10 protein-coding genes and 1 pseudogene are annotated in these 12,038 nt (G+C 69.3%); 3 read left to right on the top strand and 8 right to left on the bottom strand.

Annotated elements, in window-relative coordinates; all coding sequences use genetic code 11:
- Both D7X12_RS45655 and D7X12_RS32990 read right to left on the bottom strand, forming a co-directional pair.
- A pseudogene (locus tag D7X12_RS45655) lies at nucleotides 1-772 on the bottom strand (hypothetical protein); the annotation flags it as partial.
- A gap of 26 nt (nucleotides 773-798) precedes the next feature.
- Nucleotides 799-1,686 (bottom strand): class I SAM-dependent methyltransferase, encoded by an 888-nt coding sequence (locus D7X12_RS32990; RefSeq protein WP_244224928.1) that lies wholly within the window; start codon nucleotides 1,684-1,686, stop codon nucleotides 799-801.
- Nucleotides 1,687-1,921: 235 nt separating this feature from the next.
- Between D7X12_RS32990 and D7X12_RS32985 the strand changes: the two genes are divergently transcribed.
- Complete coding sequence (locus D7X12_RS32985; RefSeq protein ID WP_120629200.1) at nucleotides 1,922-5,707, top strand: FAD-dependent oxidoreductase; 3,786 nt, start codon at nucleotides 1,922-1,924, stop codon at nucleotides 5,705-5,707.
- 1 nt (nucleotide 5,708) lies between these two features.
- Here the strand turns inward: D7X12_RS32985 and D7X12_RS32980 are convergent, their stop codons facing one another.
- On the bottom strand, nucleotides 5,709-6,389 hold the full coding sequence (locus tag D7X12_RS32980; RefSeq protein ID WP_120629199.1) for a hypothetical protein: 681 nt from the start codon (nucleotides 6,387-6,389) through the stop codon (nucleotides 5,709-5,711).
- A 186-nt stretch (nucleotides 6,390-6,575) separates the two neighbouring features.
- On the opposite strand from D7X12_RS32980, the gene D7X12_RS32975 reads away from it, so the two are divergent.
- Nucleotides 6,576-7,118 carry a SixA phosphatase family protein gene (locus tag D7X12_RS32975; RefSeq protein ID WP_120613393.1) on the top strand — a complete coding sequence of 181 codons (543 nt, stop codon included), beginning with the start codon at nucleotides 6,576-6,578 and terminating at the stop codon, nucleotides 7,116-7,118.
- Between the two features lie 17 nt (nucleotides 7,119-7,135).
- Complete coding sequence (cyaY, locus tag D7X12_RS32970; RefSeq protein ID WP_120629198.1) at nucleotides 7,136-7,468, top strand: iron donor protein CyaY; 333 nt, start codon at nucleotides 7,136-7,138, stop codon at nucleotides 7,466-7,468.
- Here the strand turns inward: cyaY and D7X12_RS32965 are convergent.
- The 5 genes from D7X12_RS32965 to rpsB all read right to left on the bottom strand — a co-directional run bounded on the left by D7X12_RS32965 (nucleotide 7,456) and on the right by rpsB (nucleotide 11,807).
- On the bottom strand, nucleotides 7,456-8,454 hold the full coding sequence (locus tag D7X12_RS32965; RefSeq protein ID WP_120629197.1) for a diguanylate cyclase: 999 nt from the start codon (nucleotides 8,452-8,454) through the stop codon (nucleotides 7,456-7,458). The two genes, cyaY and D7X12_RS32965, sit on opposite strands and share 13 nt — an antisense overlap.
- On the bottom strand, nucleotides 8,454-9,008 hold the full coding sequence (frr, locus tag D7X12_RS32960) for a ribosome recycling factor (protein WP_120629196.1): 555 nt from the start codon (nucleotides 9,006-9,008) through the stop codon (nucleotides 8,454-8,456). Before frr ends, D7X12_RS32965 begins: the two co-directional genes overlap by 1 nt.
- Before the next feature lie 42 nt (nucleotides 9,009-9,050).
- A complete protein-coding gene (pyrH, locus tag D7X12_RS32955; protein WP_120629195.1) occupies nucleotides 9,051-9,797 on the bottom strand; it encodes a UMP kinase in 747 nt (248 codons plus the stop codon).
- A 202-nt stretch (nucleotides 9,798-9,999) separates the two neighbouring features.
- Nucleotides 10,000-10,653, bottom strand: a complete 654-nt coding sequence (gene tsf / locus D7X12_RS32950) for a translation elongation factor Ts (RefSeq protein WP_120613398.1) — start codon at nucleotides 10,651-10,653, stop codon at nucleotides 10,000-10,002.
- 173 nt (nucleotides 10,654-10,826) lie between these two features.
- The gene (rpsB, locus tag D7X12_RS32945; RefSeq protein ID WP_120629194.1) at nucleotides 10,827-11,807 is read right to left on the bottom strand and encodes a 30S ribosomal protein S2; all 981 of its coding nucleotides are present in this window, start codon (nucleotides 11,805-11,807) and stop codon (nucleotides 10,827-10,829) included.
- Nucleotides 11,808-12,038: the final 231 nt, after the last annotated feature.

Genomic DNA, 12,038 nt, shown 5'->3' with positions numbered 1-12,038 from the left:
GACTAGTCGTCGGCAGCGTCAGATGTGTATAAGTGACAGTGTCCGCGGAGAGCAGCGGCCCGCGCCTCCACCGCTCCGCCACCACCCACAGCAGCGAGAAGAGCGCGATGTAGACGAGGTAGTAGTAGTCACACAGCAACACGTACAACGCGGACACCGCCAGCCCCACCAGCCACTTGCGCTTGCCCTCGTCCAGCCAGCGGAAGAGGCAGTAGAGGTAGAGCGGCATCCCCTCCAGCGCGGTGAGGTTCAGGTGCGCCGTCGCGTGGTTGAGGTGGTAGCGCGAGAAGTTGAACACGCACGCGCCCGCGAGCGCCGCCGCGGCGGCAATCCACGGCCCGTGGCCCGCGCGCTCCAGCAGGTAGCGCAACAGCAGCCACGACGTGTAGCCCGTCAGCACGAACGAACCGAACAGCACCGCGTTGTACGCCGTCTCCACCGACATGAACGGCAGCAGCACTACGCCCCAGAGCGTCTTCGCGGGTGCCAGCGTGTGCCAGTACAGCTCCGCCCCCAGGGGCCAGTGCAGGAAGGGCGCGAAGAAGGGGTTCTGCGGCTGCACCCAGGCGGCCTGGCGCATCCACCAGAGGTGCCACATGTTCATGTAGACGTCTTCCCGGCCGCCCAGCACCGCCCCCTTCATCTGGGACAGCAGCGGCCAGGTGTGGAACGCCGACAGCAGGAAGGACACCCCCAGCGCGAGCGGGTGCAGCATCCGCCGGGCCGCCACGGACATGGGCGGCGACAGGGGCGCGGAGGTGGGTGGGGACATCGGTGAAGACATCGGCGCCGGGGGACTCAGAGCGGCCGCTCGGCGGCCATCAGCATGTTGTCGCCCAGGTTGAACGGGATGGACAGGCTGGACGGCACGCCCCGCCGCACCAGCTCCAGCAGCGGCGCTGCGGGCTGGAAGCTCGCGCCCACCTTCCGCAGCAGGTAGTCCGCGGAGATGATGTGCGTGTACGTCCGGACGTCCGTGACGTGGAAGCCCACCTCCTCCAGCAGCAGCGCCAGGGTGCGGCGGCCGAAGTAGAAGAGGTGCATGTCCATCAGCCACGGCCACTGCCCGCCCATCACGCGCGCCAGCAGGCTGCCCGCGTCGATGGTGGACAGGTAGATGCGACCGCCGGGGCGCACGAGCTTCAGCGCCGCCTTCAGCTCCTCACGCGGATCCGCGAAGTGCTCCACCACGTCCCACAGCGTCACCACGTCGTACTGGAGCCCCTTCGCCGCCAGCTCCTTCAGGGGCACGCCATGCACGGTGAAGCCCAGGCCGCGCGCGTTGTTGCCCGCCCAGCGCGACAGCTCCAGCCCCTCCGGGCGGAAGCCCGCCTCGCGCGCCACGTCCAGGAAGTAGCCGCAGTAGGCGCCCACATCCAGCAGCGTGCGCCCCTTCGCCGGTCCCAGCTCCCGCAGCACGCGGCGGAAGGTGTGGTAGCGGTTGTCCTTCTCCGCGACGTAGAGCGGGTCCTCCACGTCCTGGTACGCCTGCAGCAGCGCGTCCGGGGACTGGATGGGCCACTGGAACATCATCCCGCAGTCCTCGCAGCCCCAGATGGGCGGGTGGCTCCGGTGGCCGAAGGACGTGCAGTTGTAGGCCGCCGCCCCCTCGGGTTGGGCGCTGCCCCGCGCCCGGTGACGCAGCCGCAGGCGCCCTCCCTTGCACAGGTAACAGGCGTCCGGCACGGGAGCGAGGTGCGGTTCCGAGGCACGACGTGCGGCGTTGTCCATCATGGCGGCGCACCGTAATCGCAAGGGCGCACCTCCTCAACACGTCGGATGGGGGGGATAGCTTGGGCGATGGCACCCATGGGCCCAGACCCCTCCCGCATTGCGAGCCCCCTTGCTTTCCGGCCGACACGCCGCGAAATAGGCCCCCTTCCGGAACCGTTGCCCCAGGTTCTCCTCCCCAGTCCGTGACATGCGCGCCTTGAACGAACCCGCCTCCGCCCCTGCTCCGACCCTTCACCTGGGCCTGCCGGGATTCTCCTTCGAAGACCTGTACCGCCCCAGCGGCCTGCGCCGGCTGGCGGAGCGCTTCGACGCGCAGCTCCAGGGCGACGCCCCGGACCTGTTCCAGGCCTTTGACGCCTACCGCAAGTCCGGAGGCACCACGCCGTCCGGCCCGGCCGAGTCCGACCTGCTCATCCAGGTGGCCCGCCACGTCTCGCGCTTCGTCGCGACCCTGTTCGGCATCGGCACGGAGTCCGAGCGCCTGGCCCGCCACCTGCGCGGCGAGCTGCCGCTCTTCGACTTCAAGCGTGAGTTCATCACGCGCCGCGTCTTCAAGAAGGGCGCCCAGGACCGCCCGTCGCTCGCGGAGTTCCCGGCGCTCGACGGCAGAATGCGCCTGCTGATGCAGCTGGGCTTCCCGGACGCGCTCGCGCACGGCGACCTGGAGCGCGCGCTCGCGGAGTCCATCCTGGCGCTGCTGGATTTCGAGCGGCTCTTCTCCGGCAACCTGCCCCCCGCGCACCAGGAGCGCGCCCCCGCCCTGCGCGAACAGTGGGCCGCCCTGCGCCTCGCGCTCACCGCCACCCCCGAGGGCGCGGACGCCTTCGGCTCCAGCCTGGTGACGAAGGGCGACGACGCGGCGGAGCTGCAGGCCGTGCGCGCGCTCCTGTCGCTCGCGGACCGGTGGACGTACGCCCGCGCGCTGCACCCGGAGACGAAGTCCCTCTTCCACACCTGGCCCACGCTGCGGCTGCCCAAGCCGCTGGTGTTCGACCAGCTGGTGCAGCTGCAGCGTCCGGACGCGGCGCTGGAGGAGAAGACGGAGGGGCTGGAGCACCACCTGCGCCACCGCGACGGCTTCAAGCTCACGGACCGCCGGGGCACGCCGCGCGACGTGATGAACGAGGTGGACTACTGCGTCATCTGCCACGAGCGGGAGAAGGACTCCTGCTCCAAGGGCTTCCGCGCCAAGGACCCGGTGGCGGAGGGGCACACGTTCAAGAAGAACCCCCTGGGCATCCCGCTCAACGGCTGCCCGCTGGACGAGCGCATCTCGGAGGCGCACGCGCTCAAGCGCGAGGGTGACTCCGTGGCGGCGCTCGCCATGGTGACGCTGGACAACCCGATGTGCCCGGGCACCGGCCACCGCATCTGCAACGACTGCATGAAGGCCTGCATCTTCCAGAAGCAGGAGCCGGTGAACATCCCGCTCGCGGAGACGGCCACCCTCACCGACGTGCTGGAGCTGCCGTGGGGCTTTGAAATCTACGGCCTGCTCACGCGCTGGAACCCGCTCAACATCCGCCGTCCGTACGCCCTGCCCTACGTGGGCCGCAACGTGATGGTCGTGGGCCTGGGCCCGGCGGGCTACACGCTGTCGCACTACCTGCTCAATGAGGGTTTCGCCGTCACCGGCGTGGACGGCCTCAAGATTGAACCGTTCCCGGACGAGCTGGTGGGCCGCAACGGCCACAAGCTTGCGCCCATCCGCGACTGGCGCGGACTCACGCGCGAATTGGACGAGCGCGTGCTGGAGGGCTTCGGCGGCGTGTCCGAGTACGGAATCACCGTGCGCTGGGACAAGAACTTCCTCACGCTCATCCACCTGACGCTCGCGCGCCGGGAAGGCCTGCGCATCTACGGCGGCATCCGCTTCGGCGGCACGCTGACGCTGGAGGACGCCTGGGCGCTGGGCTTCGACCACGTGGCCATCGCCGCGGGCGCGGGCCGGCCCACCATCATCGGGATGAAGAACAACCTCATCCGGGGCATTCGCAAGGCCTCCGACTTCCTGATGGCGCTGCAGCTCACGGGCGCCTTCAAGCGCGACTCGCTGGCGAACCTCCAGGTGCAGCTGCCCGCCATCGTCATTGGCGGCGGCCTCACCGGCGTGGACACCGCCACGGAGCTGATGGCGTACTACCCGGTGCAGGTGGAGAAGACGCTGGAGCGCCATGAGAAGCTCGTGGCGGACCTGGGCGAAGCGGGCGTCATCGAGCGCCTGGACGCCGAGGAGCGCGCCACCTACCAGACCTTCCTGGAGCACGGCCGCGCCATCCGCGCGGAGCGCCAGAAGGCCCAGGCGGAGGGCCGCTCGCCGGACTTCATCCACCTGGTGCGCGCGTGGGGCGGCGTGAGCCTCTGCTACCGCCGCGGCCTCACCGAGTCCCCCGCCTACCGCCTCAACCACGAGGAGGTCTCCAAGGCGCTGGAGGAGGGCATCCGCTTCATCGAACGGATGAGCCCCGTGGAGGCGCTGCCGGACGCGTCCGGCGCGGTGCGCGCCATCCGCTTCGAGCGCATGGTGACGGTGGACGGCCGGCTCAAGGGCAGCGGCCAGTTCTTCGAGCTGCCGGCGAAGACGGTCTGCGTGGCCGCGGGCACGTCCCCCAACGTCACGTACGAGAAGGAGTACCCGGGCACCTTCCAGCTCGACGAGGCGAAGGAGTACTTCCAGGGCTTCGAGCTGGTGGAGAAGCCGGAGGGCCCGGGCTTCACGCTCCAGCCGGTGGAGGCCGCGGAGGACCCCGAAGCGAAGGTGGGCTTCTTCACGTCCTACCAGCACGACGGCCGCTTCGTGTCCTTCTACGGCGACAACCACCCGACCTACGCGGGCAACGTCGTGAAGGCCATGGCCAGCGCGAAGGACGGACACCCGCAGGTGGCCCGCCTGTACGCGAAGGAGGTCGCGTCCCTGGACTTCGCCGACACGGCCGCGCAGGAGGCGCGTGAGGCGAAGCGCTCCGAGCACTTCGCGAAGCTGGACGAGGCGTTCCTCGCCACCGTCGTCGCGGTGAACCGGCTGACGCCGACCATCGTGGAGGTGGTGGTGCGGGCGCCCTTCGCCGCGAGCCACTTCTCCCCCGGCCAGTTCTACCGGCTCCAGAACTTCGAGCGGAACGCGCCGCTCGTGGACGGCGTGCGCCTCACCATGGAGGGCCTGGCCCTCACGGGCGCGTGGGTGGACAAGGAGAAGGGCCTGATGGGCACCATCGTGCTGGAGATGGGCTCCTCCTCCCGGCTGTGCGCCGCGCTCAAGCCCGGCGAGCCCGTCGTGCTGATGGGTCCCACGGGTGCGCCCACGGAGATTGGCCACAACGAGACGGTGGTGCTGGTGGGCGGCGGCCTGGGCAACGCGGTCCTCTTCTCCATCGCGCGCTCGCTCAAGGCGGCGGGCTGCCGCGTCGTCTACTTCGCCGGCTACCGGCAGAAGTCGGACTCGTTCAAGCAGGAGGAGATCGAGCTGGGCACCGACCAGGTCATCTGGTCCGTGGACGGCGGAGAGCTGCTGGACGTGCGCCGACCGCAGGACGCGGCCTTCCGGGGCAACGTGGTGCAGGCGATGGTGGCCTACGCGGAGGGGAAGCTGGGCGTGACGCCGGTCATCTCCCTGAGCGAGGTGGACCGCATCATCGCCATCGGTTCGGACCGGATGATGCGCGCGGTGGCCGAGGCGCGGCACGGCGTGCTGCAGCCGTACCTGAAGCCCGGACACGAGGCCATCGGGTCCATCAACTCCCCCATGCAGTGCATGATGAAGGAGATCTGCGCCCAGTGCCTCCAGCGGCACGTGGACCCGCTCACCGGCAAGGAGACGTGGGTGTTCTCCTGCTACAACCAGGACCAGCGGCTGGACCACGTGGACTTCGTCAACCTGAACCAGCGCCTGCGCGGCAACACGGTGCTGGAGAAGATGGGCGACACCTTCCTCGCGCAGCTCTTGAAGAAGGCCCCGCACCTCAAGCGGGTGTGAGTCAGCGCCGCACGCCCGCGAAGGCCTTGAGCATGTCCTGATAGTTCTTCGTCAGGTCGGCTTCGCGGGTGAGCACCACGTCCACGTTGGCGTCGCCGAACTCGCGGCGCGCCTCCGGGAGCTTCTGGAAGGCCTCCACCTGGCGCCGCATGGACTCCACCTGCGGCGTCAGCTCCTGCTGCTGCTCGGCGGGCATGCGGGACTGGAGCGCCTCCAGCTTCTTGAGCTCCTCCTCGTACTGGAGCGTGCGGCCCATCTGCCGCTGGCTGATGACGGCGGTGACGATCTCCGCGATGCGGTTGACGTCGTCGGTGGAGAGGCCCGCGGCCTTGCGAGCGTCCGTCTCCGCCTGCGCCTTGCGCTCGATGAGCTTCAACCCCGAGCGCGCCGCCTCCAGCGCCTGCGGCGTGCCCGCGTCCATCAGCGGCCCCATGTCCTGGAGGCTCCGCATCAGCGAGCCGTACACCTCCAGCATCTTGCGCTGGTAGCCCACGTAGGCCTCCAGCTTCGCCTGCGTCAGCGGGTAGGGCCCGGCCGCGCCGTCGTCGGTGGTCACCTCGCCCTCCAGGCGGGCGACCGTCTCCCCTTCTTGCGTGCCGGCCTCCGGGCCACTGCCGACCGTATCCTTGCGACACGCCGAGAGGACCAGGACTACGGGCAACCACCACCACAGCTTGCGCATGCCACCTCCAGCGAACGCCACCGGCGCGGGGCAGTGTATGCTCCGACGGGCCCCCGCGAGCGCCGGTACCCGAACGCCGACCCCATGTCGGCTGTTCCGGCCACTGAACATTCGCCTCATTACCTTTGACCTACTGGGCCACGGTCATGTACGAACCGCGGGCTTGTCGCGATCGGTGGAGGGACTTTGAGGATTTTCCTGGTAAGGCACGGCGATGCGGACGCAGAGATCCCCGAGGGTCTCGGCGACGAGGCGCGCGCGCTGACCGCGAAGGCCCGCGCGAACATTGCCCAGCACTTCGCGTCGCTGTCCGAGCGCATGGGGACCATCAACCTCATCCTCACCAGCCCGCTGGTGCGCACGGTGCAGACGGCGCAGATCCTCTCCTTCGCGACGAAGCACGAGGGCCTCTTGCGCGTGCACCGCTGCCTCCTGCCGGACATGCCGGTGGGCGCGGTGGAGCCCGTGCTCAAGGACCACAACCACGAGAACCTCGTCCTCGTGGGCCACCAGCCCTCGATGGGCGCGCTCGCGGCGCACCTGCTGGGGATGCAGTCCTTCCCCAAGCCGGTGAACCCGGGCACGGTCATCGCCATGGAGTGGCCGGACACGCCCACCAGCACCGAGGACCAGGTCCCCGGCGAGAAGGGTGAGAATCCCCCCGCCCAGCACCTGAAGTTCCTGTTCTACGCCGCCCCCGGCCAGCAGGTCCTCGACGTCATCCAGTGACGTCCGGGAGCGCGGCCATGATGGACGAAGCCCGCTACAACCCGCTCGTCGCCGCCGCCTTCAAGCGCATCATGGCGGCGGCGGACGCGTTCGACCCGGACGTGCTGGAAGCCGACAGCACGGGCGACATGGTGACGCTGACGTCCAGCTCCCGTGAGAAGTGCATCATCAACACCCAGCGCGCCGTCCGGCAGCTCTGGGTGGCCGGCCAGGGCCAGGGCATCCACTTCGACTACGACGAAGCCTCCCGCACCTGGAAGGACGACAAGGGGCGCGGGCTGGAGCTGTTCTCCTTCGTCGCGGGCGTCGTGAAGCACCTCACCGGCCAGGACCTCGCCTACCCGTCCTGAGCACCGGCGCCCGGGCCTGACGGGGCCACCACCACACTGTCGCCCCCGCCCATCTGGGCCCGGCGCAGCGCCTCCCCTGCTTCCTTCAAGAGCCCTCCGAAGCTGAGGCCCGCGCCCTGCGTGAGCCCCTTGCCGCCGCCCGTGGGCTCGGACACCGCCACGCCCACGGAGGCCGTGGCGCCCGGCAGGGCCTTCAGGAAGGGCATCCGCTCGCGCAGCCGCTCTGCCACCACCCGGGCCCCGGAGCGCGGCGTGTGGGGCAGGAACGCCACGAAGCGGCTGTCCGCGAAGGGCACCACCACGTCGATGTCGCGCACCCCCGCCGTCAACAGCCCCAGGGCCTCGGCCAGCAGCGCGGTGCGCGCCTGTGGCGTCAGGCTCAGGGTGTGCTCGGTGAAGCGGTCCACCTCCACCAGCAGCAGGGAGATGGGGTAGCGGTAGCGCCGGCTGCGCTTCACCTCCATCAGCAGGAGGCGCTTGAGGAAGTCGAAGTCCGGGGAGGTGCTGACCGCGAACACGTCCGTGCGGGAGGCCCTCCGCTCCGGGAGGCCCCCGGGACGCGCGGGGATGCCCACGGCCGACGCAGGAGTCCCGCTGTCCTCCGGGGCCTGCGCGCCAGCGCCGGCCTCATGGAGGCGCAGCACCAGCCGCACGCACGTCACGACGGTGCCGCGCTTGAGGGGCCCCACCAGGCACCCGTCGGCCCCGGCCTGGGTGGCTCGCGGGTCCGCCTGCTCCTCGTCCGGGGGGTACACCAGCAGCACCGGCAGCCGGGAGCCCTTCTGGCGCAGCTCCTGGCACAGGGCCTCTCCGTCCACCGGGAGGCTCGCGGACGCCACGAGCACCGCCGGGGGACGGTCTTCCAGCAGGCGGCGTGCCTCCGCGGCGCTGCCCACCCAGGCCACCTCGTGGCCGGCGCCCTCCAGGTACCTGCGCAGCGCGCTGGCGACGGGAGCGGAGGGCTCGGCCAGGAGGACGGTGGCCATCAGACCTTCATGACCTCTTTTTCCTTCTCCGCGTAGATGGTGTCGACCTGCTTGATGCCAGCGGCCGTCTTGTCCTCCACGTCCTTGGTGAAGCGCTTGAGGTCGTCCTCGGTGATCTTCTTGTCCTTCTGCTGGGCCTTGAGGGCCTCCAGGATGTCGCGGCGGTGATTGCGGATGGCCACCTTGTGGTCCTCCGCCTTGGTCTTCACCTGCTTCACGATGTCCTTGCGGCGCTCCTCCGTGAGCGGCGGGAAGGGCAGGCGGATCATCTCCCCGTCGTTCATCGGGTTGATGCCCAGGTTCGCCTCGCGCAGGGCCTTCTCGATGTCCTTGAGGACGCCCTTGTCCCACGGCTTGATGGTGATGAGCCGGGGCTCGGGCGCGTTGATGCTGGCCACGCCCGCCAGCGGCGTCGGCGTGCCGTACTGGTCCACCCGGATGCCGTCGAGGATGGCGGTGCTCGCACGGCCCGTGCGCACCTTGGCCAGCTCGCGCTTGAGGTCTTCCAGCGTCTTGTCGATACGAGGCTTCAGTTCCGCGACGGTGTCAGCCATTGCAGTCTCCTCCAGAAGCTTGTGTCAGCCCTGCTCGGGGTTTCAGGCCCAGACCGTCTCGGAGGCCCCGACGACGGTGCCAAACTCACCCTGCTTGCCCATGACGGCGCGGTGGATGTTCCCGCGCGTGCCCAGGTCGAACACGATGATGGGCAGCTTGTTGTCCATGCACAGCGAGATGGCCGTGGAGTCCATCACGTTGAGGTTCTGCTTCAACACGTCCATGTACGTCAGCGTCCGGTAGCGGCGCGCCGTGGGGTCCTTCTTCGGGTCCGCGTTGTAGACGCCGTCCACCTTGGTGGCCTTGAGGATGACCTGCGCGTTGATCTCCATCGCGCGCAGCGACGCGGCCGTGTCAGTGGTGAAGTAGGGGTTGCCCGTGCCCGCGGCGAAGATGACGACGCGGCCCTTCTCCAGGTGCCGCACCGCGCGCCGGCGGATGTAGGGCTCGGCGATCTGCTCCATCTTGATGGCGGACTGCACGCGCGTCTTCAGGCCCTGCTTCTCCAGCGCGTCCTGCATCGCCATGGAGTTGATGCAGGTGGCGAGCATGCCCATGTAGTCCGCGCTCGCGCGGTCCATGCCCTCTGTCGCCCCGGCCACGCCGCGGAAGATGTTGCCTCCGCCAATGACGACGGCCATCTCGATGCCCGCCTGGGACAGCTCGGCGATTTCTTCAGCGATGCGCGTGAGGGTGGGAGGGTGGATGCCGTACTTCCCCTCGCCCATCAGGGCTTCGCCCGAAAGTTTGAGGAGGATGCGCTTGTAGGGAGAGGTGGATTCGGACATACGCGACCGCTTCTATCCCCCGCCCCGCGCCCGATCAACGACGGAAGTCGTCGCCGGGGCCGCACCGTCCGATGCCGGGCGTCCGGACGCCCCGAAGGGGGTGGAGGTCCTGGAATACCGAGGGCCGCGCCCCCGGAGCTTCCCCTGGATGAGGGGAAGCCACGAGCACGCGGCCCCGGGTCCGGCGGATGCGGTGGGCGGCTTACGCCTGGCCCAGCGTCTTGGCGACCTCGGCGGCGAGGTCTTCCTTCTTCTTCTCGATGCCCTCGCCCACTTCGAAGCGGACGAAGCGGCGCACGGAGACCTTCTCGCCAATCTTCGCGGCGCGCTCGGTGATCATCTCACCGACCTTCTTCTTGTCGTCCTTCACCCAGAGCTGGTCCACCAAGCAGACGCCCTCGTAGTACTTCTCCAGCTTGCCCACGAGGATCTTCTCCAGCATGGCCTCGGGCTTGCCCTGCTGCTTGAGCAGCTCGCGCTGGATCTCCTTCTCCTTGTCCATCGCGTCCTGCGGGACTTCCTCGCGGCGCACGTACTTGGGGCTGGCCGCGGCGATCTGCATCGCCACGTCCTTCGCCAGCTCCTGGAAGTCGGGGTTGCGCGCGACGAAGTCGGTCTCGCAGTTGACCTCCACGATGACGCCGATGCGGCCGCCGTGGATGTAGCTGCTGATGATGCCTTCGGCGGCGACGCGGCCTTCCTTGCCGGCGGCGCGCGAGATGCCCTTCTTGCGCAGCCACTCCTCGGCCTTCACGAAGTCGCCGGCCGTCTCGGAGAGGGCCTTCTTGCAGTCCATCATGCCCGCGCCGGTCCGCTCGCGGAGGTCCTTCACCATCTGGGCGCTGATCTCAGCCATGTGCGTCTCTCTCGGTCTTCTGCTCCGAGCACGGCGGCGTGCGCCGCGGGCGGAGCCATGAGTTCAAAGGGGATACCGCGGGGACAAAAAAATGGAGACGGCCGGACAGCGGGCCTTGGAAGGTGCCGCCCGGCCGACTCCGGAGCTTGCGTGGAAGCGAGGACGGCGGCGGACTACTCGGCCGCGGGCGTCTCGCCACCCTCGGCGGCGGCCGGCGTCTCGGTGGCGACGGGGGCGGCAACGCCCTTCATCTCCACGAGGGGGCCACGGCGCTCGCCGCCACGGTCACCACCACCACCCCGGCGGTCATCGCGGTCGCGGCGGTCATTGCGGCGGGGACCCCGGCGATCATCGCGGTCGCGGCGGTCGTCACGGCCCTCACGCTCCTCCTGCTCGTCGCGCTCGGCGGCGCCGGACGCACGGTAGCGCGCCGCACCCTCGAGGCACGCGTCCGCGATCTTCGACGTGAAGAGCTTGATGGAGCGGATGGCGTCGTCGTTACCCGGGATGACGAAGTCGATGCCGTCCGGATCGCAGTTCGTGTCCACCAGGCCAATCACCGGGATGCCCAGGCGGGTGGCCTCGTGGATGGCGATGTGCTCCTTCTTCGGGTCGATGATGAAGACGCAGCGGGGCAGCTTCGCCATGTCCTTCACGCCGCCCAGGTTCTTCTCCAGCTTCTCGCGCTCACGGTCGAGCTGGGCGACTTCCTTCTTGGGCAGGCGCTCGAAGGTGCCGTCCTCGGCCATCTTCTCCAGCGTCTTGAGCCGGTCGATGCCCTGCTTGATGGTCTTGAAGTTCGTCAGCGTGCCACCCAGCCAGCGGCTGGTGACGAAGAACTGACCGGCGCGCGCGGCCTCCTCGCGGATGACGTCCTGCGCCTGCTTCTTGGTGCCGACGAAGAGCACCGACCCGCCACGGGCCGTGATGTCCGCGACGAAGCGGAAGGCCGACCGGGCCATCGTCACGGTCTTCTGCAAGTCGATGATGTAGATGCCGTTGCGGGCACCGAAGATGTACGGCTTCATCTTCGGGTTCCAGCGCTTGGTCTGGTGGCCGAAGTGGACGCCGGCCTCGAGCAGCTGGCGCATCGTGATGCCGCTGGCGGCGGCCATCGCCTGGGCCTGCGTCTGGGTATCCTGCTGGGTTTCCATGGTGCGTGTACCTTCCGGTTGTGTTCCGCCACGCGCGTCTTGGGAAGTCCCGGCCCTGGCCCTTCCACCTGGAGGGGCACCGGCGACCGGCACGCGCGTGTGAGTAGTGGGTGCTGCGACTGCCTTCGGGCATACGGCCCGGCCCCTACATAACAGGGCGCGGCGTCCTTAGCAGAACGCTTGAGAGGGGCGCAAGCTTCAGCGCACCGCCCGTCCGGGCCCACCCGTTCC

The sequence above is a fragment of the Corallococcus sicarius genome (genome assembly GCF_003611735.1).
Lineage (GTDB): Bacteria > Myxococcota > Myxococcia > Myxococcales > Myxococcaceae > Corallococcus > Corallococcus sicarius.
The sequence above is the reverse complement of the archived record's forward strand: the minus strand, read 5'-3'. Positions and strand labels throughout refer to the sequence as shown.

Excerpts from the sequence above, each read along its gene's own strand:
- D7X12_RS32985 (WP_120629200.1), top strand. The coding sequence starts at position 1,922 with ATGCGCGCCTTGAACGAACCCGCCTCCGCCCCTGCTCCGACCCTTCAC.
- D7X12_RS32980 (WP_120629199.1), bottom strand. The coding sequence starts at position 6,389 with ATGCGCAAGCTGTGGTGGTGGTTGCCCGTAGTCCTGGTCCTCTCGGCG.
- cyaY (WP_120629198.1), top strand. The coding sequence starts at position 7,136 with ATGATGGACGAAGCCCGCTACAACCCGCTCGTCGCCGCCGCCTTCAAG.
- D7X12_RS32965 (WP_120629197.1), bottom strand. The coding sequence starts at position 8,454 with ATGGCCACCGTCCTCCTGGCCGAGCCCTCCGCTCCCGTCGCCAGCGCG.
- frr (WP_120629196.1), bottom strand. The coding sequence starts at position 9,008 with ATGGCTGACACCGTCGCGGAACTGAAGCCTCGTATCGACAAGACGCTG.
- pyrH (WP_120629195.1), bottom strand. The coding sequence starts at position 9,797 with ATGTCCGAATCCACCTCTCCCTACAAGCGCATCCTCCTCAAACTTTCG.
- tsf (WP_120613398.1), bottom strand. The coding sequence starts at position 10,653 with ATGGCTGAGATCAGCGCCCAGATGGTGAAGGACCTCCGCGAGCGGACC.
- rpsB (WP_120629194.1), bottom strand. The coding sequence starts at position 11,807 with ATGGAAACCCAGCAGGATACCCAGACGCAGGCCCAGGCGATGGCCGCC.